The 24,739-nt window shown below is 44.7% G+C and carries 21 protein-coding genes; all 21 read right to left on the bottom strand.

The window, feature by feature from the left end; all coding sequences use genetic code 11:
* Positions 1-2: 2 nt before the first annotated feature.
* The 21 genes from ACI3EZ_RS05695 to uidA all read right to left on the bottom strand — a co-directional run bounded on the left by ACI3EZ_RS05695 (position 3) and on the right by uidA (position 24,458).
* Positions 3-1,325 carry a dihydrolipoamide acetyltransferase family protein gene (locus ACI3EZ_RS05695; protein WP_405024671.1) on the bottom strand — a complete coding sequence of 441 codons (1,323 nt, stop codon included), beginning with the start codon at positions 1,323-1,325 and terminating at the stop codon, positions 3-5.
* 17 nt (positions 1,326-1,342) lie between these two features.
* Entirely contained in the window at positions 1,343-2,320 is a 978-nt protein-coding gene (locus ACI3EZ_RS05690; protein WP_405024672.1) for an alpha-ketoacid dehydrogenase subunit beta, read from the bottom strand.
* 2 nt (positions 2,321-2,322) lie between these two features.
* Positions 2,323-3,414, bottom strand: coding sequence for a pyruvate dehydrogenase (acetyl-transferring) E1 component subunit alpha (gene pdhA, locus ACI3EZ_RS05685; protein ID WP_405025801.1), 1,092 nt, complete (start codon positions 3,412-3,414; stop codon positions 2,323-2,325).
* Positions 3,415-3,694: 280 nt separating this feature from the next.
* Positions 3,695-4,231 (bottom strand): universal stress protein, encoded by a 537-nt coding sequence (locus ACI3EZ_RS05680; RefSeq protein ID WP_405024674.1) that lies wholly within the window; start codon positions 4,229-4,231, stop codon positions 3,695-3,697.
* A 103-nt stretch (positions 4,232-4,334) separates the two neighbouring features.
* Entirely contained in the window at positions 4,335-5,264 is a 930-nt protein-coding gene (locus tag ACI3EZ_RS05675) for a CPBP family intramembrane glutamic endopeptidase (RefSeq protein WP_405025800.1), read from the bottom strand.
* A 137-nt stretch (positions 5,265-5,401) separates the two neighbouring features.
* Complete coding sequence (locus ACI3EZ_RS05670) at positions 5,402-6,136, bottom strand: deoxynucleoside kinase (RefSeq protein WP_405024676.1); 735 nt, start codon at positions 6,134-6,136, stop codon at positions 5,402-5,404.
* Positions 6,137-6,226: 90 nt separating this feature from the next.
* Positions 6,227-6,730 (bottom strand): ECF transporter S component, encoded by a 504-nt coding sequence (locus ACI3EZ_RS05665; protein WP_405024677.1) that lies wholly within the window; start codon positions 6,728-6,730, stop codon positions 6,227-6,229.
* Between the two features lie 41 nt (positions 6,731-6,771).
* A complete protein-coding gene (locus ACI3EZ_RS05660) occupies positions 6,772-8,100 on the bottom strand; it encodes an APC family permease (protein ID WP_405025832.1) in 1,329 nt (442 codons plus the stop codon).
* Between the two features lie 85 nt (positions 8,101-8,185).
* Positions 8,186-9,214 carry a bifunctional threonine ammonia-lyase/L-serine ammonia-lyase TdcB gene (gene tdcB / locus ACI3EZ_RS05655; RefSeq protein ID WP_405024678.1) on the bottom strand — a complete coding sequence of 343 codons (1,029 nt, stop codon included), beginning with the start codon at positions 9,212-9,214 and terminating at the stop codon, positions 8,186-8,188.
* A gap of 24 nt (positions 9,215-9,238) precedes the next feature.
* Entirely contained in the window at positions 9,239-10,348 is a 1,110-nt protein-coding gene (locus ACI3EZ_RS05650; RefSeq protein WP_405024753.1) for an alanine dehydrogenase, read from the bottom strand.
* Between the two features lie 510 nt (positions 10,349-10,858).
* On the bottom strand, positions 10,859-11,014 hold the full coding sequence (locus tag ACI3EZ_RS05645; protein WP_405025799.1) for a hypothetical protein: 156 nt from the start codon (positions 11,012-11,014) through the stop codon (positions 10,859-10,861).
* A 164-nt stretch (positions 11,015-11,178) separates the two neighbouring features.
* Positions 11,179-11,826: a bifunctional 2-keto-4-hydroxyglutarate aldolase/2-keto-3-deoxy-6-phosphogluconate aldolase gene (locus tag ACI3EZ_RS05640; protein ID WP_405025798.1), complete on the bottom strand. Its 648-nt coding sequence runs from the start codon at positions 11,824-11,826 to the stop codon at positions 11,179-11,181.
* Entirely contained in the window at positions 11,813-12,805 is a 993-nt protein-coding gene (locus ACI3EZ_RS05635; protein WP_405025797.1) for a sugar kinase, read from the bottom strand. The genes ACI3EZ_RS05640 and ACI3EZ_RS05635 overlap by 14 nt, the downstream gene beginning before the upstream one ends.
* A gap of 16 nt (positions 12,806-12,821) precedes the next feature.
* On the bottom strand, positions 12,822-14,210 hold the full coding sequence (locus ACI3EZ_RS05630; protein WP_405025796.1) for a sugar porter family MFS transporter: 1,389 nt from the start codon (positions 14,208-14,210) through the stop codon (positions 12,822-12,824).
* 32 nt (positions 14,211-14,242) lie between these two features.
* Positions 14,243-15,670 carry a glucuronate isomerase gene (uxaC, locus tag ACI3EZ_RS05625; protein ID WP_405025795.1) on the bottom strand — a complete coding sequence of 476 codons (1,428 nt, stop codon included), beginning with the start codon at positions 15,668-15,670 and terminating at the stop codon, positions 14,243-14,245.
* Positions 15,671-15,698: 28 nt separating this feature from the next.
* A complete protein-coding gene (uxuA, locus tag ACI3EZ_RS05620; RefSeq protein WP_405025794.1) occupies positions 15,699-16,784 on the bottom strand; it encodes a mannonate dehydratase in 1,086 nt (361 codons plus the stop codon).
* A gap of 6 nt (positions 16,785-16,790) precedes the next feature.
* Positions 16,791-18,428: a mannitol dehydrogenase family protein gene (locus ACI3EZ_RS05615; protein ID WP_405025793.1), complete on the bottom strand. Its 1,638-nt coding sequence runs from the start codon at positions 18,426-18,428 to the stop codon at positions 16,791-16,793.
* A gap of 17 nt (positions 18,429-18,445) precedes the next feature.
* Positions 18,446-19,249 (bottom strand): HAD family hydrolase, encoded by an 804-nt coding sequence (locus ACI3EZ_RS05610; RefSeq protein WP_405025792.1) that lies wholly within the window; start codon positions 19,247-19,249, stop codon positions 18,446-18,448.
* 13 nt (positions 19,250-19,262) lie between these two features.
* Entirely contained in the window at positions 19,263-21,023 is a 1,761-nt protein-coding gene (locus tag ACI3EZ_RS05605; protein ID WP_405025791.1) for a glycoside hydrolase family 3 protein, read from the bottom strand.
* Entirely contained in the window at positions 21,013-22,449 is a 1,437-nt protein-coding gene (locus ACI3EZ_RS05600; protein WP_405025790.1) for an MFS transporter, read from the bottom strand. Before ACI3EZ_RS05600 ends, ACI3EZ_RS05605 begins: the two co-directional genes overlap by 11 nt.
* A 272-nt stretch (positions 22,450-22,721) precedes the next feature.
* Positions 22,722-24,458, bottom strand: a complete 1,737-nt coding sequence (uidA, locus tag ACI3EZ_RS05595; protein ID WP_405025789.1) for a beta-glucuronidase — start codon at positions 24,456-24,458, stop codon at positions 22,722-22,724.
* Between the last annotated feature and the right edge of the window lie 281 nt (positions 24,459-24,739).

Genomic DNA, 24,739 nt, shown 5'->3' with positions numbered 1-24,739 from the left:
ATCTATCCCTCCATTAACAGCAGTGCCGGGTCACTCAGTAACTCCTTCAGCCGGTTCATTGCTCGTTGACCCGTTCCACCATCAATAATCCGGTGATCAAAGGCCATCGAGAGTTTCAGTACCCGGGCAATTTGGATCTGATCATCCACTACAACCGGTTCCTTAACAATCTTTCCCATCCCAAGGATTGCAACGTTCGGCGGTGCAATCAGTGGTGAGAAGAAGCCACCACCAAGAGAGCCAATATTTGTAATTGACATTCCTGTGTGGGCCATGTCACCTGACGTCAGTTTGCCATCCCGGGCCTTCGTGGCATTATCGGCAATGTCCCGTGCAAGGGCAAACAAACTCTTCTTATCCGCATCCTTAACGTTTGGTACGAATAACCCCTTGTCAGTATCCGTTGCGATTCCAACGTTAACGTAGTCGTGATAAACAATTTCGTTAGTTGTCAGATCAAGGGACGCATTTAATACCGGGAATTCCTTCATTACAATTGCCAACGCCTTCGTAATGTAGGCCATAAATGTCAGGTGAATTCCTCGGTCAGCGGCCATCTCCTTGTATTTCTTCCGGTGATCCCACAGTTTATCAACCACTACATCATCGTACAAGTGGAAATGTGGAATCTGGGACCAGCTGGCTGCCATTGTCTTAGCGGTTGCTTTCCGAACACCGGACATCTTTTCCCGGTGATCAGGCCAGTCAGCATCAGTTGCAATCGGCTGTGGTGCAGGTGATGCCGAAACTGTAGCTACCGGAGCACTTTCAGCAGCTTTAGCAGCTCCCGGTTGTGGAACCCCACCATTCTGCAAGAAGTTTTCCACGTCGCTCTTTAGAACCTGACCATGATTTCCGGTTCCCTTAATCTGGGCAATATCAACGTCATGCTCGCGTGCAAAGGCCCGAACAGCGGGCATTGCCAAAACCGGTAAACTGTGGTCCTGGGCTACAAATGCCGCCGGCTTCACTGCTGGTTGTTCGGCAGCCGGTGCCGCAGGTGCGGACGATGCTGACTCTTCTACGGCCGGTGCCGCGGATGACGCATCGTCTTCTTCTGGAGCGGCATCTTCTGGAACATCCCCATCAATTTCAATTTCAACCAACGGGTCACCAACACTGGCAGTATCTCCTTCAGGAACCAAAATCTTACTAATAATCCCACTCACTGGTGACGGAATTTCCTCAACAGATTTATCGTTTTCGATTTGAACTAGGTCACCATCTTCTTCGACCTTGTCGCCTGGCTGAACATGCCACTCGCCGATTGTTCCTTCGGCGATTCCCTCCCCAATATCAGGGAGCTTAAATTCATACTTACTCATATCGTTCCTCCTCAGTTCTAGAAATTCACCGTTTCTTTAACCTGGGCAACAATATCCCGGGTATTTGGAATCCACGCACCCTCTGCTTCACCGAACGGGTACGGAGTATCTGGCGCCGTAACCTGAGCAATCGGGGCTGATAATGACAGAATTCCCTTTTCAGCAATTAACCCAGCGACCTGATTACTAATTCCTGCACGTCGCTGAGCTTCCTGAACTAATACAGCCCGGCCTGTTTTCTTAACTGATGCAAGGATTGTTTCTTCATCCAATGGTGCAACCGTCCGCAGGTCTACAACTTCGGCGTTAATCCCGTCCTTCGCAAGCTGGTCAGCTGCTTTTAAGGCTTCCCGCACCATTGCACCGTACGCGATAATGGAAACGTCCGTTCCTTCGCGCTTAACGGCTGCCTTGTCCAGCGGAACAGTGTACTCTTCGTCCGGAACATCCTGTTTGAATGACCGGTACAACTTCATGTGTTCCAAGAAAACAACCGGATCATCCGACCGTACGGAAGAAATTAACAATCCCTTCGCATCGTATGGATCACTTGGAATAACCACCCGTAATCCCGGACACTGAGCAACTAATCCTTCCAAACTGTCGGAGTGCAGTTCTGGTGTGTGCACCCCTCCACCAAACGGTGACCGGATGGTAATTGGCATCTTCCGCGTTCCCCCCATCCGGAACTGTTCCCGGGAAATTTGACCAGCGATTTCGTCCATTGTTTCATAAACAAACCCAAAGAACTGGATCTCTGGAACTGGCCGGAATCCTTGAAGAGCCAAGCCACAGGCCAAACCGCCAATTCCTGATTCGGCTAACGGTGTATCAAAAACACGCTCCTCACCATGCGTTGCCTGTAACCCTTCAGTGGCCCGGAACACACCGCCGTTTTTCCCAACGTCTTCACCGAAAACTAAAATCTTATCATCCCGCGCCATTTCCTGGTCAAGCGCCTGAGTAATCGCCTTAATCATCGTTGTCTTCGTCATTGTTACTTGGCCTCCTTTGCTTTGAATTTGTCCGCTTCTGCCTGAACGCTAGCAGGAACATCATTGTATTCATTCTCAAAGAATTCGCTGATCTTCTGCGCCGGAGTAGCTTCAACCTTTTCCATCGCAGCATCAATCTGTTGGTTGACCGCGTCACTCCAAGCGGCCTCCTGCTTATCATCCCATAGTTTCTTGCTTTCAAGGAACTTCCGCATCCGAATAACCGGATCCTTCTTATGCCACTCATCCTCTTCAGACTTTGAGCGGTACCGCTTCGGGTCATCTCCAGATAACGTATGCGGTCCATACCGGTACGTTAACGTTTCAATCAATACCGGCCCGTTCCCAGCTGCTGACCAATCCCGGGCAGCCTTTGTCACGGCGTAAACAGCCAGGGCATCCATTCCGTCAACCTGAACACCAGGAATTCCGACAGCAACGGCCTTCTGCGCTAATGTCTTCGCAGCTGTCTGTTTCTTCCGCGGAACGGAAATTGCGTACCCGTTATTTTGAACAATGAAAACTGCTGGCGCCTTAAATGCTCCCGCAAAGTTCATTCCTTCGTAGTAGTCCCCTTGTGAGGTCCCACCATCACCGGTGTAGGTGTAAGCAACGTTTGCCTTCCCATTCTTCTTAATTCCCAAAGCAACCCCGGCCGTCTGGACGTATTGGGCTCCAATGATAATTTGCGGCGGCATTGCGTTAAGGCCTTCCGGATACTCATTTCCAACAACGTGCCCCCGCGACCACAAAAAGGCCTTCTCAAGCGGTAGACCGTGATGAATTAACTGCGGTACATCCCGGTATGCCGGGAGCAAGAAATCTTCCTTTTCCATCGCAAAGTTCGATCCCATTTGACTAGCTTCTTCTCCTGAAGTCGGCGCAAAGAAGCCTAATCGTCCTTGCCGGTTAAGTTTAGTGGAACGGTCATTTAAAATTCGCGACCACAACATTTGCTTATATAATTCAACCAACTGCTCGTCAGTTAAGTCGGGCATTAAATCTGGATTAACTACTTTTCCCTCTTTGTCTAACACCTGGTAGGTCTTAATCTCTGGGGAAACGTTGAGTTTATCAAAATCAAGTTTTGCCATCTGACTGCCTCCTCGTCTATGTGAAACTCCTTTTATTGAGTAACCGTTTACATCCTAATTATAGCGTGCTTCTTCGTGTTCGTAAATTTTGTGAATTTTCTTCATTTCTATTTTCAACAAAAATACACAATTATAGGGATTTTCATAGCATAAAAAGATGATTTAACCATAATTTGTGATAATTAGCACATCTTCCTTTTAAGTCTTACTAATTTAATTACATAAATTAAAGGAGCCACAACCTAGATTGTAGCTCCTCCATCAATATCTGCTTTTACGTTTACCGCCGCTTGTGCTCAATGTCCAAGTCATCCTCTAACTCATCAACCTGCTGGCGAACCTGCTGGTAATCAGCATTGGTTGTCCGCGCCATCAACACATCGCACCGCGCTGCTCGCACCACGTACGAAGCCACCGATCCAACAACAATCCGCTGAATAAGCGTCTTCCCACTCGTTCCAACAATAATCAGGTCATTTTGGTATTCTGGTTGAAAATCCTTCACAATAACGTTCTTAGGATTCCCAAACCGCAAATGAACATGAACTTTATCGGCATCAAGGCCCCGCTTCTCCACAATAATCCGTTTAAGTTTTGTCATGAAGTCCTCGTTGCGGTGCTCAATCTCGTATACCTTTTCCCCGTCAAGGGCAATCCCTGCCCCGCCGTATTCCAAGGCATTCAAGTCCAACACCCGCAAAACGTCCAGGACGGCCCCTGTCCGTTTTACCGTCTCAATCGCTGTGTTGAGGGCAACAAAGGAGTTGTCCGAACCATCAATACAAACCAAAATCCGGTCATACGTTTGTTCTTCCATCACGACTCACCATCTTTCTTTTACCTACTTTTAGGATAACGTTTTCACAATGATACTTCAAGGGATGGTCGGCGATTTCCCCCAATAAATTCAAAAAAATCGATTACTTTACCTGAATTCCTCCGATAATCGTCGCAAGGGCGTAAGCATACATTATAATCACGGGCAGTCGACTTAAAGCAGCCAGTAAGTTACCACGCTGAATCCGCTCCCCTCGCCACCAGGAGATTGCCCGCCGGCCGTAACGAACAATTATCCAAATTAGCGCTATACCGCTCAATAACGTAAAAGCCACCATAAAGAACGGAATGTGCAACCGCTCAATTAGCTGTAAACCAATACTTAGCCCCAAGTTGTTGAAAATATGGGCCGCAATTGACCACTTAATTCCGTAACGAAAGGCAATGTAACCCAACAGCAGTCCCATTAAAAACGCAAACGGGGTTTGAATAATATTCCCATGAGCGCACGCAAACAATACGGCTGATACTACGATTGCTAGCTTTGCTCCAAGCGGTTGGAGCCGCCGCATCACAAATCCACGGAAAACAAGTTCCTCGCAAACCGGGGCACACAATCCCGCATACAGCAGCATACTTACCGACCGCATTCCCAGCTGGCTAGCCTCTTTTATCTGATCCATTGCAGATAAGCCTAGCTGGTTCAATATGGCTTCAATTCCCACTCCATAGATTCCAATAATTAATTGAATCGCAATGCTGGCTGCAATGATCACCACCCCTGCCCGCAACGTCATTTGCGTTTCGTGTGCATGAAGGTACTGGTGGCGGAGTTGATGATTCGATCCCAAAATCAAAATTCCAACCCCCACTCCCACAGCAATCATGTACGCCCAACCGTTGCTGAGTACCGCAGACAATACCGCCCGCATCGAAAAAGCTTGCCCGCGAAGCAGCATTATTATTGTCGTGATAAGGAACACCCCGATGTTCAACGCAAAAATGTAAACAATTGCGCCCCAGCCAGCCTTACTCATAGTTCGACGTACTTGTCGTTCTCTTTCGCCCATCATAATTCTCCTCCTAATTATAGTAAGTTTATTATACTGGACTGCAATAATTTCGCAAGAAAAACATTATTAATCCTCCACCCAAATAAAACGTCCCCAGCACCCCTTAATTAGCGCTGAGGACGAATAATAAACTATTACTACAAAGTCTGCTGGTGCTTCTTCCGGAGATTTACCATCGTTGCTTCATCGAGATTCCCAAGGTCAACTAGTTTTTGCTCAATGGCTTCCAAAACAGTTACCCGATCTTGTGAACTAGCCATGAAGTCGTACCGGTCACCATCAATAATCAATAACGGGGAAGCATCATACGTCTTCCGCCACTCATCATACTGACGAAGAAGACGGTGGTAATAATCAACTAGCGACGGATCCTGCTCAATCTGTTCGTAATCCCGGCCACGCTTCCGGATCCGGGTCATCATCGTCTCATATGAAACCTTGATGTTAACCATCAAATCCGGGGATTTTTTATGTGCCGCCATCGGGAGTTCCTCCATCATGTTATTAAGAAGGCTCTTATAAATATCGTATTCAACTTTCGTAGCGTTCCCCATCTCAGTGTTCATTTTCATGAAGATTTCATCCTCATAAATCGACCGGTCGAGAATATTATTATCCTCCCGCATCGCCTGCTTAATCATCTTAAAGCGCCGGTTAAGAAAGAACGTCTGAAGTAAGTAAGCATACGGATTAGTCGCTTCCTTGTCACCTGCTGCCCGTTTCTTCGCAGCAATTTCATTTCCCTTATAAAATAACGGAAGTACCGGATTATCTTCGACCGGCTCGTAAAAAGCCGTTGATCCTAACTCCGCGGATAATAACTTGGTTAGGCTTGTCTTCCCCGAACCAATAATCCCTGATAACGTAATCAAAATGACTGAAGCATCCTTTCTATTGTGGTTTGTGCCTTCCCATTCTACCACATGTTGGGGGAGCGAACGAGCAGAATTTACAAAACAAACTCATGATTCTGGCCGTCTCCTAAACTTAACGTCCTTTAAGACACGAACTAATACCACAGCAATAATTGAACCGGCAATTCCCTGCACAACGTTAGTAAAAATCCCGAGGACCCCTGCTGTTATTCCGTATAAAACGATATCAGCGATGAAATATCCCAATACCATAATCACCGCTCCGCTAAGGTTAGCCAATAATAAGCACCAATAATGTTGCTTATTATATAATTTTCCAACGAGATATCCTTCTAATCCGTGGACTACTAATGAAAACAACATAAACTGACCGTACCCTGATATCAGATCGAGCAAAAATCCCGAACAACCTCCGACTAATAACCCCGCTTCCGGTCCAACAAGAGCAGCAATTAACATTATCCCCGCATCGCATAAATTAATATATCCATGCGTAAAAGGCACAGGGATAAGAATTATTCGACTTATTGCAACGTTTAGTGCTGTGAAAATTGCTAAAAAAATTATTTTTCTTATCTTATTGCGCTTCATAGACCAACCTCCACATAATAAACAACACCCTTAAAGTTAACCTAAAAAGAATATTTATTCTTTAGATATAAATAAAACGGTATTCCGATTAAAGTTGCTACAATTCCTATCAGGGTAGTTACCATCTGGGTAAATAAGGTCATTACAAGAATGAATAATCCACCTAAAATTGCAATTATTGGAATAACCGGATACCCAGGAACCTTATACGGTCGTTTTAAATTAGGCATCGTTCGCCGTAGTTTAATCACACCAATAAATGCCATTACGTAGAAAAACCAAATGACAAAAATCAACATATTAGTGACGGCGTCAAATGAACCCGATAAAATCATAATCCCTGCAATCACGTATTGCACTACACCCGATGCCCAAGGTACTCCGGCAGTATTTAACTTAGCAAAAAAGTCAGCAAATGGTAGTTTCTTTTCCTTTCCCATAATATATGGAATACGCATCCCGGTCATCGTATAGCCATTCAACGTTCCGTAAACCGAAATTAAAATGCCAATTGTGACAACCTTGCCACCCATTCCACCAAAAATCTTAGTCGCTGCCGCTGCAGACACATTAAGGTTTCCCATCACTACACTAATCGGGAGAACAAAAAGAAAGACAGCATTAATTAACAAATATGCAGCCATGACAATGCCAAGGCCACCAGCGATAGCTCGTGGAAGATCCTTGCCAGGATTCTTCATTTCGCCAGCAATGTTACCAACATGAATCCACCCGTCATACGCAAACATCGTTGCAAGTAACCCATTTGCAATCGCAGTTGCTAACCCCTTATGAGCACCGGGAACAATTGGAAACAACGAAAACCCCGTATGCCCACTGTGCATAAATCCAAATACAATAATTAATATCAGCGGAATAAGTTTAATAATTAACGTTATGGTTTGAATTGTTCCACCAACTTTGGCGCTAACAAAGTTAAGAAGAAAAACTGAAGCAGCCGTAATAAATGCGATTGGAATAATGTAAACCGCCGATATTCCCAATAAGTTGACGCACTGCGTCCCAAAAACAATCGCTAACGCCGCTACGTTCGCCGGAAAGTAAATAATCGCTTGTGCCCAGCCAGCTAAGAAACCCCAAAAGCTCCCATATGAGTGTTCAATATAACGCGTCAATCCGCCCGTTTCAGGAAATGCCGCCGCTAACTCTGCACACGTCAATCCAGCACAAATAGTAATGAACCCCGCGAGAAGCCACACAAACATCGCTAAACTTGATGAACCTGTATATTCTGTAACAGCACCCGCCTTAAAAAAAACTCCCGAACCAATTACAGTACCAGCAACGGTTGCAAGCGCTGCTACACTACCAATTGACTTTTTCATCCCACTTTGTGTCTTACCAGCCATCATTATTAACCTTCCTTCTTAAAAAGGAGTACTAACCGATTAATTAGTACTCCTTCATCCCGTACATTTCCAATAGACAAGTTGTTTAAAACTTAACTTTACTATTTGGGTTCGAGAAGAAATCAATAACCTGTTCTTCACGTTCAAGGTCAACGTTTCCTCCTGAAACCAAACCAACAACCTTCTTTCCTTTGATGAATTTATCATCAATTTTATGCGCTTCGAGCGCAGCAGTTGGCAATGCCCCAGCACCTTCTGCAAGGATTTTTGTCCGCACTAACAAATCTTTCATTGCACGCGCAATTTCCTCTTCACTGACGATTACCATTTCATCAACTAGATTCTGACAAATTGGGAATGTTATTGTACCTGGCATTGCAACATCCGTTCCATCAGCGATGGTAAAGTCATCATGATGATATGTCCGACTACCTTTGTCAATCGAACGGGCCATTCCGTGAACATTCTCCGACTGAACTCCTACCACGTGAACATCCGGATTAAACGATTTTATAGCAGTTGCAATCCCCGACATTAATCCGCCACCACCAACAGGAACAATCACTGTATCGACATCCCACAGATCATCTAAGATTTCTAATCCAATCGTTCCCTGACCAGCGATTACAAGGCGGTCGTTAAAGGGATCGGCAACGGTTAGTCCTTCCTTTTTTGCACGTTCAAACATCCACTCATGCGCATCATCAAAGGTTGCACCATGAATATCAACGTGTCCACCGTATCCTGCTGTAGCGTCCCGCTTTAATTGCGGCGCCTCTTCCGGCATTACAATATACGTTTCAATTCCCAACATTGAGCCAGAAAGTGCAATCCCTTGAGCGTGATTACCAGCTGAGGCTGCAATTACCCCACGCTTTGCTTGCTCTGATGATAAATGCTGCATAAAATTATTAGCACCACGGAACTTAAACGACCCAGTTAATTGCATATTTTCAAGCTTAAGGTATACCTCTCCACCAGTTACCTCTTCGCCCAAAAACCACGAGCGTAACAAGGGCGTCCGCCGGGCATACTTACTAATGTGTGCCCGTGCATCCATGATGTCTTTAATATTACAGTACTTTGCGGTTTTTTCAACCAAAGAATTACTCATTTCAAATCCCCCCAAATTTGATCTTTATAATTCTGTGTATGGCAAATTCAATGAATCCGCTAACCCTTTATTAGTTACATCACCCTTGTATACATTCACGCCTGAACGTAGTGATCCATCCTCACGGATTGCTGCATCAATTCCCTTATCCGCAATCTCCAACAGATATGGCAAATTACCTTGAGCGAGTGCCATGGTAGATGTCCGGGGAACAGCACCCGGTTGGTTAGGAACACCATAATGCACAACACCATATTTTACGTATACCGGATCATCAATCGTCGTTGCATGCATGGTTTCAACTGACCCCCCCTGGTCAATCGACATATCAACAATCACCGATCCCTTTTTCATTGATTTAACCATGTATTCCTTTACCAGCTTTGGTGGCCGAGCCCCCGGAATAAGGATAGTCGAAACAAAGATATCTGCTTCTTTAATCTCCCTAGCAAGATTTTCCTCGTTTGATTTAACCACCCGAACATCCTTACCGGCATACATGTTCTGCAGTTCCTTAATCCGGTCATCATTTAATTCAATAATTACAACAGATGCTCCTAATCCAAGGGCAACTTGAGCGGCGCCTTCAGCCGCATTACCACCGCCAAAGATTACTACCCGACCGGCAGGAATATGAATATCGCCTTCGTCTAACCCAGTAATAAGAATCCCTTCACCTTGGTGTTGTGCTTCTAGATAATACGCCCCCATAATCACAGAACGTTGTCCGGTCATCCTACTGATTGGCGCTAATAATTCAAGTTTTCCATTATGCACAACGGTTTCTGCCCCAATAGCGGTCATCTTAGCATCCATCATCGCCTTTACAGTTTGTGGAGCTGACGCTAAATGCTGGAATCCCCAGACAATTTTTCCTTCCTTGAAGTATTTGTACTCTTCTTCAACTGGTTCTTTAGCCTTAATCATCAAATTACCCTGATTCCATGCCTCTGCATGACTCACAATCTTGGCGCCAGCTTCTTCATACTCCTGGTTAGAAAAACCCGATCCAATACCAGCATCTTTTTCTACTAAGACAGTGTTCCCAGAGTTTACCATTTTTTTCACATTCTCGGGGGTAGCAGCAACACGAGCCTCTCCCTCTTTTTGCTCCTTAATGACCGAAATAGTCATACTCATAGTAATCACTCCCGCATAATCAATTACTTTTAGGCTGCAAATTTATCTGGATCCAAAAGTCGTCTACATGCCTACAACCCCAGTATATATATATATACGTGCAAGCGTTTTCTGGAAAATAAATCAATCAGCGGCAAAATTTTATTAACGAGTGATTTAGCGTACTAATAATGTTGATTGAATTTACAAAATGTAAATCTAAATCGCCTATTTTTATATGTGAAATAATTATCAAATCATGCTAAAATGTCATTTAAAATGGTTCAATTTAAAAAGCACATCACGGAAAACCCGCGATGCACCTTAGCCAAAGCTATGACGATAGTCCAAACTAATACGATGTTAATCATGCAATTAATATTGTAACTATCGTAAAAACAATCCCCGGTAGCACAACCACTAAAACTTCAAAATTGCACTTTTCTATACTATTACCCAATAAGATTCCACCAACATAGTTCAGTAACCAACCATGTCAATGGAATCAAACATAAAACCGTCCATCTACTTCCGATGATGGTGATGGTTTTTGATTTCCCGCAATTGTGCCTGGTCAACCGGTGACCAGTGCGTGTGGCCGTAGTTTATAAGAACCACCCCAGCCGGTGCCGCTTGCAGGGTCATTGAAACCGCAATTAATGCAAATAACCGGTGTAACAATTCTCTTTCCTCCTTTTAAACTAAACTCTCTTACGGTCGCCTATTCTACCACCCATACTTAAGAAAAGCATCCTACTGATAGCCATAAAAAAAGCCCGGGACGTTACCCTGACTTTCAATAAAACGGTTACTACATTAATATCTTATTCTACTATCACTAAGGGTTATTTTGTCCCCTTAATCCGCTGAATCTCGGCCCGGTACTTCTTAGCATTAGCGGTAACCGCGGCATAATCACCTTGATCAGCAGGTCCAACCAGGTTACTTCCAGCCCCGACAACAACAACACCCTTTGCGTACCAGTCCTTCATGTTTTCCAAGGCAACTCCCCCGGTTGGCATAATGTTTGCGTACGGAATTGGGGCCTTCACAGCGCTAACGAACCCGTTCCCAACAACACTCCCAGGAAAGACCTTGACAATGTCTGAACCATACTCCATGGCCGTTTGAATTTCGGTAACGGACATACACCCTGGCATGTATGGCACTTGGTACTTGTTACACAACAACGCCGTCTCCTTATCAAAGGTCGGGCTAACGATAAACTTAGCGCCTGCAATCATCGCAATTCGCGCAGTAATTGCGTCCATGACGGTTCCAGCACCAATAATTACCTCATCGTCATCGCCATATTCCTCATTCAACTGAGCAATTACTTTATCAGCCTCCGGAACCGTAAATGTCAATTCAATTGCCTTAACGTCCCCCGCGATGCATGCCTTTGCCGTTTGGTAGGCCTGTTCCCGAGTTCCACGAACTACCGCAACAACTCCTGATTGAACAACTTGATTTAACACGTCAACACGTTTCATTCTCTTCTCCTCCTTCAAAAACTTCTTCCTGAACACCTTCCGCCCGGTAAAAGGCCGCTAACTCTGCCGGGGACGGATATCCCCCTTCGTCACCAGCAACCTGCACCTGCATTGCACCAATTGCGTTTCCCCGCATAACAGCGCTTCGCAACGTTTTTCCTTCAAGCAATGCCGTAATCACCCCCAATGCAAACCCATCACCTGCACCAACGGTGTCAACAACGTGCTTAACGGCAAAACCGGGCACCATCATCTTTTCCCCGGACTTCGTTTTTACAAACGCTCCCCGGGCACCAACCTTAACGATGACGATTCGCGGCCGTCCTTTAAGGTAGAAGTCAGCAATTTTTTCCGGATCATCAGTTCCGACTAACAGCCTTCCTTCCGTAACCCCTGGAAGAACCATATCTGCCTGACGAGCAAACGCATTCACCTGCAAGCGCATCACTTCCCGGGTTGCCCATAACGCAGGGCGAAGATTAGTGTCAAACGTAATAAAAACACCCTCGCGCTGCATTCGATCTAATAAAGCCGTAAATGCGCAGTTTGCTGCCATCGAAATTGCCGGAAAAATTCCTGTTAAGTGTCCTACCGTAACGTTTCTGAGACTCACCCGGTCAACGTTTTTTAATTTAAAATGGGATGCGGCTGAGTCAGACCGATAATTATACACCGCTGGGTCACCGTGGGTTACGTGGTCCTTAATTTGATGCCCCGTCCAGTGATCCGGATCAACAAACAGATACTGATCATCAATTCCCTGTGCCTGAATTTGATTCCGGACAAAGTTGCCAAACGGATCATTTCCCACTTGTGAAACGTAAGAGACACTGTGCCCTAACCGCCGGGCACCAACCGCAACGTTTAATTCCGCACCACCAAGGTAGCGATCAAAGTGGGTCACGTTTTCTAACCGCACATCACTTTCCGTTGATGCCAAAACAGCAAGTGGTTCGCCCATCGTTAAGATTTCACTCATTTTCTTCACCTACTCGTTACTCATCCCGAACGGTATCAGCCTCAATCTGCTCGAGGGACTTACCAGCCGTTTCACGGAAACAGAATTTAACAAACAACCCCATAGTAACACAGCAAATTCCGAAAATAATAAACGTCCACACATCACCAAGATGGGCAAGCATCATTGGGAATAGCTGCGTTACAGCATACGTTGCGGCCCACAACGCTGCTGATGCAATTGATGAAGCCCGCCCCCGAATCCGGTTCGGGAACATTTCAGAAATTAAGACCCAGGTACCGCCACCCCAGGACATTTCAAATGCACTCGTATGAATAATGATTAGTGCAAAAATAAAGATATCGAATAACCGGCTAATACTTGTCTGATCAAAGGCAAATGCCAGGAGAAACATACATGCCGCCATGGCATATCCGCCCCAAACAAGAAGCCGCTTCCGGCCAAGTTTATCAATCAACCCCATAAAGAAGGCCACAAAGATCACTTTAACAAACCCAATACCAATTGTCTCAATCATTGCCGCGTGAATCCCAGCCCCCGCATTCCGAAAAATGATTGGAGCATAATACCCAACGGCGTTAATTCCAGTTAACTGTTGGAATACCGAGCACATAATTGCAACGAACAAAGCCCAGCGAACCCCCTTCTTAAAGAGCTCGCCCCAGCCAGCACTATTGTTCCGTTCTTCACTCACGGTATGCTGAATACCACCAAGCGTAGCCGACACCCGCTGTTCCTGATTACCAGTAACCTTTAACAGGATCTGCTTAGCTGCATCGACCTTTCCCTGGCTCACCAAAAACCGGGGGCTTTCCGGGATAAAGAACATCATGATAAAGAACAGAATTCCCGGAATGGCACCGGCGAAAAACATCATCCGCCAACCAACATCGTTGTTCCATGCCGCCGAATGTGTATTGGTGATTAATGCATTTACCAGATAAACAATGAAAATCCCGGTGGCAATGGCTAACTGATAACTCCCAACGAATCGGCCCCGGATTTCTTTCGGCGAAATTTCAGCGATGTACAATGGCACCAAAGTGGAACACATTCCAACCCCTAAACCACCGATTAACCGGGACGTCACTAAAATTCCGATTGACGGGGCAAACCCACACCCCAACGTCGAAATCGTAAATAGCAATGCTGAGATAAAAAGGACGATTTTGCGGCCAAGTTTATCAGCACACCACCCCGCAATGAGACAGCCAACAACCGCTCCTAAGGGAATGCACCCTGAAATAAACCCTTCCAAACCACTCGTCATCTTAAAAGTATGTCCGATAAAGTTAATTGCTCCGGACATTACTCCCTGGTCGTATCCAAATAACAAGCCACCAAAGGCCGCTGCGAAGATAATCCATATTAAGTAACGGTTCGCATGAATTTTTTCATCACCCATCATTAAGTCCCCCTAACCTAAGTCACTCCTACCTATCCCTTACTATCAAATTGAAAATACTCCCGGGCGTTGTTATAACAAATGTCCTGAATAATTTGACCAAGGTAGTCGTAGTCCTCCGGAACCTGTCCCCGGACGACCCACTCGCCAATTAAGTCACACAGCACCCGCCGGAAATATTCGTGCCGCGGATATGAAAGGAAACTCCGGGAATCAGTCAGCATTCCAACAAAGTTCCCCAGTAAGCTCTGTTGGGCCATAATTCGCAGCTGCTCATGCATCCCTTCACGCGTATCGTTGAACCACCAAGCACATCCTAGTTGCATCTTTTGCTTGATCCCGGCTTCCTGGAAGCTTTGCATCCCAGTAGCTAGTTCCATCCAGTCGTTCGGATTAGTCGAATACAGGATTGTCTTGGGAATTAAATCCTCCTCTACGGCGTCGGCAAACAATTTCATGATTTCGCCGGCAATTCCTGGTTCGGACCCCATCGAATCAAATCCGGTATCTGGGCCTAATTTCCGGAATTGTGGGCCGTTGGCGTTCCGTAAAACGTTCATGTGGTACTGCATCGTCCAGTCGTACTTCCTATTAAGCTTCATCAGCATTTCCATCAATAACGTCTGATAGCCGTTTACCTCGTGTGCACTAAGTTCACCGCCCCGAATAGCCTTTTGAAGAATTGAGTTAAATTCTTCCTCGGTAATTTGCTCATACGTGTAACTGTTTAATCCGTGATCGGATAATTTTCCTCCAAGCTGGGCAAAATAAGCAAACCGCTTGTCTAAAGCTTCTTCAAGCGATTCGTAATCAGTAATCCGAACATCAGCTGCTGTACTTAACCGCTCAACATACGCCCCAAAGTCACCCTCGTTTATCCGCACGAGGTTATCTGGCCGTAATCCGGGTAAAACCTTAAACCCGTTGGTTGCCTCTTCCTGCCGCAGTAATTGGTGGTAATGTAAGTCATCAGCGGGGTCATCGGTAGTAACAACTACCTTAACGTTCATCCGCTTAATCAATGCCCGGGGTTTAAAATCATCCGTTTGCAGGAGGGCATTAGCCTTCTCCCACACCTCGCGAGCATTCTTTTCCGTTAACGGTTTGTCATAATGGAAAAACCGCCGCAATTCCAGGTGAGTCCACTCGTATAACGGGCTTCCAATGGCTTTTTCAATCGTTTTGACCCAAGCAAGAAACTTCTCATATTCATCCCCGTCGCCGGTAATTAATTCCTCGGGAACACCATTCGCCCGTTCGAGCCGCCACTTGTAATGGTCACCGTACAACCCATCGTTTAGCCAAATCCGGGTAATATTTGGATAGTTTTTATTTTCATAAATGTCCTTCGGAACTAGGTGACAATGATAATCAATAATCGGCATCCCTTCCGCGTAGTCATGAAATAACCGTTTTGCTGGCTCATTTGTTAACAAGAAATCATCATTTAGTAAAACCATTTGTCTCCCCCCTAATTAACCGAACAGGTTATGCCCGTTCCTCCTTATCAATTGCTTCCCATAAGCCATTCAGATAGGTAATCCCCAGGGCCCGGTCATACAGCCCGTACCCTGGCCGCCCTTGTTCACCCCAAATGTCCCGGCCGTGATCCGGCCGAATGTAGCCATCAAAATGAACATCATGCAAAGCTTTCATTACTTCATACATGTCGAGATCTCCTTCACTTGAAAGGTGGGCTGCCTCGTGAAAATCGCCTTCATTGCCAAAGAATTTGATATTCCGGGCATGGATAAAAGGTGCACGGTCCTTACCGACGAACTCCCGAATCAATGCAGGAACGTCGTTTTCAGGATTTTCCGCTAAACTTCCGGTACAAATCGTAAACCCGTTATACTTAGATTCGTGAAGCTGTTCAATTTTCAACATGTCTTCCCGGTTCTTATAAATCCGGGGAAGGCCGAACAGCGGCCGTGGCGGGTCATCCGGGTGCATCGCCATCCGCACATCGCATTCCTCGCACACCGGAATAATTTCGTCTAAGAAGTACTTCAGGTTTGCCGTCAGCTTTTCAGCATCCACATCCTTATACAACTTGAAAAGCCGTTTAACTTCCGCTAACCGCTCAGGCTCCCATCCCGGAAGAACATACCCGTTAGAATTGTCCTCAACGGACTTGATAATGTCCTCCGGAGAACCTTCTACCATCTTGTGTTCAAATGCCAAATCCGTTGACCCGTCAGCAAGCGGGTAATGCAGGTTTGTGCGCACCCAGTCAAAGATTGGCATGAAGTTGTAACAGATGACCTTAATCCCATACTTTGCCAAATTTCGAATGGTCTGTTTATAGTTTTCAATGTATTTATCACGAGTAGGTAACCCAATCTTAATGTCGTCATGGATATTGACCGATTCAATTACCTCAAGCTTTAACCCTGCTTCTTCCACTTCATCCTTCAGCGCTTTAATTTCGCTTTCCGGCCAAACATCTCCAACTGGAATGTCAAATAACGCCCCAACAACCTGCGTGGTCCCTGGAATTTGCCGAATATCCTTTAACTTAATGGCGTCCGACTTGGAGCCGTACCACCGAAATCCCATGTTCTTCATCGTCATATCCCCCTAGAATGAGTAGTTCTTCGTTGTTACCATTTCATGAAGCGTCTGCCGCACTGCGCCCGGAGCCGCAATTAATTGCTCAAAATCACGCTCAATCTTGTCACCCAAGCCAATTGCATAAAGATCGTACGTGAAAATTTCCTGATTAGAAATGATTGGTTGTAACGCTTGGTGAATTGCCGGTTGTGTTGCTCCCAACTCAATCCCCTTTAAGGAAGCCTGAAGCTGATCCATTAACGGGTCACGGCTAAGGGTGAATGGCTTACCGTTATCTCCAATCCTCGTCAGGTACCGGCACCACCCAGCAATTACAAATGGGATGAACTCAAGCGTTTCCGGATTTCGTTGCGGGTCATCAATGTAATGGCTGAGCGTAACCCCATAACGGACGCTCATTTTCTGGGAAGTATCCGTTGCAATCCGCTGCGGCATATCTGGTACGTTCTTATTTTGAAGCCGTTCATCAATGAACTCGGCTAAAAACTTCCGCGGGTTGATTACCTTCGGATCCTTAACAACCGGTAAATCTTCGCCGTACCCCAAATTCTTAATTAGTGCAACCACATCGTCATCCTGCACTTCGTCGTAAATTGAGGTGTACCCCAACAGACAGCCATAAATGGCCAGCGCAGTGTGTAGTGGGTTTAAGCACGCCGTCACTTTCATCTGATCGGCATCATTCACCGTTTCCCGGTCAACCATCATAACGCCCGCCTTCTCAAAAGCCGGCCGACCGTTTGGGAAGCTGTCTTCCATCACAAGGTACTTAACCTCCTCAGTGTTAGCAAACGGCGCAATGTTTGTATGCTTTGTCGTGTGCAAAATTGTCGTATCAATAAACCCGTTTTTCTTCAAATTAGCCCCGACGTTTTCCGCAGGGTTAGGCGTAATCCGGTCAATCATCGTCCACGGGAAGGAAACCTTTTGCGGATTATTTAAGTAAGCAATGAACCCGTCATCAACCAACCCCTGCTTTTGCCATCCGTTAGCAATGGTCATTACACCGTCCTGGAACGTCTTCCCGTTTTGCGAAAAGTTATCCGTGCTAACCATCGCGATTGGAAAGGCCCCTGCTTGGTAGCGCGCATATAAAAGGTGGGCAATGGCACCCATGTTCGTCTTAGGCGCTTCTGGGCCATTTTTAATGTCAGCCGCCGCCATGGCAGTTAACGAACCGTCAATGTTATGGAGAGCGTATCCCTTTTCGGTAATCGACATCGTTGCCAACTGTAGTTCCGGATTTTCAAAAATTGCGGTCATCCGCTGCCATCCAGCTTTATTTGCAGCGTTGTAGTAGATACTTTCCGCAACACTTGCCACTAACTGCTTATCAAACGTTCCGTCATTGTTCATAATAACGTCCACAAACCGGTTCCCGTACTTGTGGTACATGTCACTAATGACTTCATCATCGTAGGTTTCGGCAACAATGACCCCGCCGGTCATTTCACCCTGTGCAATGAGATCCTGCGCAATCAACGCATGGAAACACCGAAAAAGGTTTCCCCCACCGAAGTGCACCCACCGAGGGTGCTTAGTTCCTTCGATCGTTATTTGCCGTTGACTGTAAGTTGGAACCTGAATTCCTGCTGCATTAAAAGCTTGCGCCGCCGTTAAATAGTCATCGTTTAAACTAACCATTGTAATCCTCCTTTTTGCTAACGTGCCGCTAATTCTTCAAAATTGGCATTGAACTGTGCTACGTAATCAACCTGCAGCGGTTGGTACTTCCCAGCTACAAACGCTGGTAACGCAATCTCTTCCAATACCTGCCACGACTCATTTTCCTTGGTAACAAGAATAGGGAAAAACAGGGTACCGGCCTTTTGGCTAGCCTGATAATCACCCACCGCATCACCCACCATCATTATTCGGTGCGCAGGCACCTGTCGGGATAAGCGAGCCAAGCAAGTTGCCTTTTTACCATCTTCCTGACCAAAAACGGTATCGACAAATGCAAGTAGTCCGTTTCGTTTCCACTCCGCAAGTACCGCCGCCTTATTGGCCGAACTCACAATTACCACCTGAGCAACCTTACTAATCGCAGCAAGGCTCTTCTTCGTTGCGGCAAACGCCTTAAAGGAAGCGCTCTTAGCTGCAATGTCACTGTTTACCCTTCTGGACCACGTTAATGCCCGCTTGAGATTTTGGTCATCCGGTTCCTTAGCAATTGCTGCTTCCAACGACTGCTCTGAAAATTCTGGAGTAGTTTCAACCCACTTTTTCAATGCCGTTAAGTGCGGATAATTAATGTGCTCGAGCGCCGTCGCCAATCCTTTAAACCGGTTAATCCCTCGGGTGCGAGAATACAAGTTAAGTTGATCCCAGTATTTCAGAAATTCCGCTCGGTCCTTAATTGCAAACACGTCCACCAGATCCGGGCCGAAACACTGCTGGTGCTTGGGGGTCATGGTGTCCATCGCACAGCCGTCCGAGTCAATACATACGATGTTTTTTGTCATCTTATTCACCCCATTAATACCGGGTGTCTTCAAAGCCGCAAAATGCATCAACTGGGCTTTGCCCCTTAAATTCGGACCGCCCAAGCATCTTATCAACCAACGCTTCTAGGGTGCCCTGCTGATCGTCGTAACAGTTAATATACGTTTGCACCTGAGGCACATCTGCCAGGTGGAACGGACTGTTAACGGAAACAAAGATGGTTGGTACTTCATGAACATAGAACGGAATATCCGGCGTTCCCTTGGAAGCAGGCCACTGAATTCGTTGGTCCGTATTCGGAACCACCTTTGCCATGTTAATAATCAGGTCATAGTTATCCGTTAATTCAGCGATTGGCCGCTTCTGGGCATAGACATTTGCCACTGCAGCCCGACGTTTCTCCGGCGGAAGGTCCTTAATCTGATCCTCAAGTGATTGCCAAATCGTAACCGTAAAGCCTTCCTTTTCCAGGAGTTCCTTCATGACGTCGACCGGCCGCTTACTTGCGCCACCCATGATCATCCCGAAACCACCTTCATGCCCCTTAACGTCCACTAAAAGCACCCGCTTCTGCTTAGCCGGACTAATTGGGAAAATGTGCTCCTTGTTTTTAACCAGCGTAATTGCCTTATCCGTCACTTCCCGAGCAACCTGCTTGTTTTCCGGCTTACCAACATGCGCAAGTTGTTCTTTCTTGGGGTGCTCCAGGAACTTAAAGCCCTTATTTAGTCCAATATGAGCCTTTAGTCCCAGAATATGCATAAGCGCATCGTTCAACCGCTCGTCCGTGATAACCCCATTCTTGTATCCATCCATCATCCACTGGAAGTCTTCATCCGGATCGTTAAAGAAGAGGAAAAGATCAACACCAGCAGCAATCGCCGTTGGTAACAGGTCACGCCGCTTCATCGTTCCGGTCATCCCGACCATGTGACTGGCATCGGTAACCACTACTCCGTTGAAGCCCATCTTCTTCCGGAGAAGATCCGTAATCAGGTACTTGTTTAACGTTGCTGGGAGGTTGGCTTCTTGCAGTGTTGCGTCCGGCTTAAAGTACCGCACGTAACTTGGAAGACCAATATGCCCCGCCATAATGGACGGCACTCCCGCATCAATCAGTGCCTGGAAAACTTTCCCAAAGCTGTTGTCCCACTCCTCAACCGTACTGTGGTTAGGAGCAAACGACAGGTGTTGGTCACGTTCATCAGAACCGTCACCCGGGAAATGCTTGGCCGCCGGAGCAATGCCAAACTCTTGAATTCCCTTCATGTATGCTAATGACAACTTAATGTTCAAATCCGGGTCATCTGACCATGTCCGCACCGACAAAATCGGGTTACGCCAGTTCTTTAACAACCCAACAATCGGTGCAAAACTCCAATTACATCCGATTGCTGCTGCCTCTTCACCAGCAATTTGTCCCATCCGGTACGCCAAATGCTCATCACGGGTTGCAGCCACCTTAATTTCATGACCAACGTAGGTGCCATCAGTGCAGGCCCCATCGCCACCAGCTTCCGTATTAGCGGCAATCAATAGTGGAATTTTACTGTTTTCCTGCAAAATCTTATTCTGGTCATACACCTCTTCGGCTGTTCCAGGGTTGTACCGCACTCCGCCAATATGGTAATTGTCCAACACCCCTTTAAGGTATCCTTCTTCCCGCGAAGATCCCATGTTGATGAACAATTGTCCAATCTTTTCTTCAAGTGACATTCCGGCAATTGTATCCTCAACCCACTTAATTTGTTCTTCATTTAAATAATACGGTTTGGCCGTTAAATCAACGCTCATTCCTGTCTCCTCCTTCATTCGTTTTTATCATATTGTTTTCATGAATCTCTGCTAATTTCTTAGCATTCTCCGTTACTTTTTGCTTATTCAACGGATAAATTACAAGTAAAATGCAAGCAATTAACGAACAAACCAACGGTACAATTACAGCCATGTCATACAGCCTATTGGCAACGCTTGCATTTTGAACAATCGCTCCAACCGTAGATGATTTATAACCGATAATCGAAAGCATAAAACCACCCGCACCCCCGGCAATCGCCTGAGCTACCTTTCTAGCAAATGAATTAACTCCATAAACAACACCATCTTCACGAGTACCCGTAATTATTTCATGATTATCCGTCACATCAGTAATAAATGCCCATACCATTAAGTTAAAAATACCCATACCGACTGTGCCTATAAAGTTTAAAATAATGAAAACAAGTATACTCCGGGTATGAATAAGGAAAAGAACCAAATAAACTATGACTGAAAGAGCTAATCCTGCTGCAGAACATTCTTTTCTTCCAAATGTTTTTGTAAGATAACGACTAAATGGAGCTAAAATAAACGTAACTCCAGTTCCCAACATCATATTAATCGACAACGCCACTTTACTATGGAAGTAAACAGAAAAAAGGTACGTGCTCGTTGTCCCTGACATCATTAAATTAACAACCAGTGACATATCAATAAATACTAATATAACCAAGGCAGGGTCTTTCAAAAATCCCTTTAACAAGCGCCCTAGCGGAACCTTACTCGTTTTATTAGTACGTATACGCTCGGTTGTTAAAGTAGTTGTTAATGTGTAGCAACAGTATGCACACAACGCACAAATTACTGCACACAATAAAAATCTACTACCAGAAACCTGTCTGCTTGCTCCGACATAAATTAACATCGGTAACAAATATGAAACGACCATATTAGCAAGTGACGACCCAACAGATCTAAACGTTGAAAGTGATGTTTTATCGTCAGGATTATCACTAATCACCGATGCCATCGAACCATACGGAATATTAACCGAAGAATACAGGATTCCCCATAGAATATATAAAACGTAAACATAACATAAACGAAACGTTATGTTGAGAGCGCGTACATAAGGCATAAACAACAGAATAATCGAAACCAAAAGCGGATATTTCATCCTATCCATCCAAGGTGCAAAACGTCCTTTTTTATGCAACTTACTATTATCAACGAAACGCCCCACAGAGACGTCCGCAATTGCATCAACAAATCTGGCAATTAAGAATGCCAATCCAACCTGTGCACCCGTTAACCCCAAAACATTCGTACAAAAAATCATAAAAAACGATGAGATCAACATAAACGAAAAACAATTACCTGCATCGCCAAACATGTATCCCAATTTATCTCGTAATCCGAATGGGCGAGTTGCCACTCTGATAGTTTGTTGAGATCCACCCATACTTAACACCTCACATTGTGATTTTAATAACTATCTCACATAAGATAGTGTAACCCAACGTGTAACCGCTAACAATGATTAGCCATCAATTTGAGATTCCTCTTTCTTGTATACATATAGTTAATTCTTATCGAAGAAAAACAACCAAAATATTCCGCATTATAATTAATATATCCATCCAATTTGTGATTGATTTCATAATTATCAAATAAAAACCTGTTAATGCAGATTAATCCACATCAACAGGCTATCCTTGCTTTACTAACATATAATTACTTTAAGGTCGTCAACCATCTTTTTTTCAAAAGGTCCACGACTGCTTTAGGCCGCCGATCGCGTGTAAATACACCCTTTAAATTCCCGTCAATTCGTCGCAAATTATTCGACGTCTTAAAATCAGCAAACGCCCATAATTGCTCACCAACAACATAAGAAAATTCGTCAAAAACTTTAAAATAAGCTTCGTACAGATCCTTTTGATACTCTTCAGAATACGGGGCGTGTTCCAAACTATGCATCCCTGGAACTGTGTCTGCGCCAAACTCAGTAAAGATAATCGGTTTATCCGGGAAGCGCTTATGCCATCCTTGTATATCTTTTCTTAGATCACAAGTTGCTTGATTTAAATCTCCATGATCTATGTACCAGCCATAGTACCGATTTAAACACACCACATCAAATAAATCTCCAATTAAATCCGTATCATAATCATCGTTTACTATACTTACCCATGTTAATGGCCTATGTTGAAAATCTAATTTCCTAGCAAGCTTTACGAGCGGTTCGAAATACTCCCGAGCTCCTTTAACATGGCCTGCAGTCTCATTTGCTAACGACCACATGACTACGGACGGATGATCCATATCACGCTCAATAACTTCCTTTATTACCTTTTTATGGTTTTCACCAGTCTTCAACGTATCCCAAGTTTGCATTCCCCGCTGAGATAAATCAACATTAAAACCTACAAAAAGACCAACAGCGGGCATTTCATCAATAATAACGATTCCATCTTTATCCGCTTGGTCCAACTGTTCCTCAGAATAAGGATAATGCGCCGTTCTATAGGAATTGGCACCGATAGATTTTAAAATTTCGTGATCTAAAATTATTGCTGGTTCATTTAATCCCTTACCACTCCCAATAAAATCTTCATGTTTACCAAACCCCTTAAAATAAAACGGTTTATTATTAATCAAAAAACTATTATTCCGTACTTCAACGGTGCGAACTCCAAAGTCCTTTGTATAACTGTCCACCATTCTCCCATCACGGTATACATTAACGAGAAGTGAATACATATATGGTTTACCTGGCCACCATAAATGTGTCTCTTTAATCTTCAGTGGCTCTCCATTAGTGGTTTCACTCACAGCCTTCCCTTCTTGATTTAAGATAGTGTACTCACAGTAATCATACGGCCCATCAACCGAAACAATTGGGATAACAGTTGTGCTTCTTAAATCAGTTTTATACTTAACGTGAATTTGTTTTAACCGCGTCAAATTTGTTGCATATAATTTTACCGAACGGTGAATCCCAGCAAAATTAAAAAAGTCAAAGCGATATTCTTCTTTGCCGTTATGATACCCTGCACTAGGCAACGTCGTATCGTCTAGAATATTATTACCCTTAACTTTCAATATATTATTACCATCCCGTAAATACTCAGTCACTTCTGCTTCAAACGGCGTAAAACCACCCGTATGTTCGACTATCTTATATCCATTTAGGTATACTATAGCTTTATGACTAACAGACCCAAAATGTATAAAATAACGGCGATCATTTTCCTTAGGAACCTGAAACTCAGTCTCATACCAAAAATCACCAACGTGTTCATCAATATCAACGTCAATAATTTGCGAATTATACGAACCCGGAACTGCTACCCACTTATAATTAGATAATTTAGTATCTACTTGTTGATTGCCATCATCAACTTTAAACTTCCATCGCCCGTTTAACGAAATCATAAGACGTGTCTTTGTGGATTGGGGTGTTAACATTTTAATTCCTCCTCGTAATATATGTTTTATAGACATCTCACACTAATTATTTTTCTAAAACTAAATTTACTGTTTCAATACCGCATAACGTCAGTCTCTTGACCAAAAACGTCTAATTTCAATATCTTCTTAATTAAAGATAATTAACGAAATATGATAATTCGAACACTGCTTCATTTACCGTTAGATTACTATTACCAACCTGAAAGATCATACGATTTCTAGCTAGAAACAAAAAGCATAGTGACGATAAAATCAACTTATGGTTGACTTATCATCAC

The sequence above is a fragment of the Ligilactobacillus sp. LYQ60 genome (assembly GCF_045033015.1).
Lineage (GTDB): Bacteria > Bacillota > Bacilli > Lactobacillales > Lactobacillaceae > Ligilactobacillus.
Note: the sequence above shows the minus strand (reverse complement) of the source record. Positions and strands in the feature narration are given on the sequence as shown.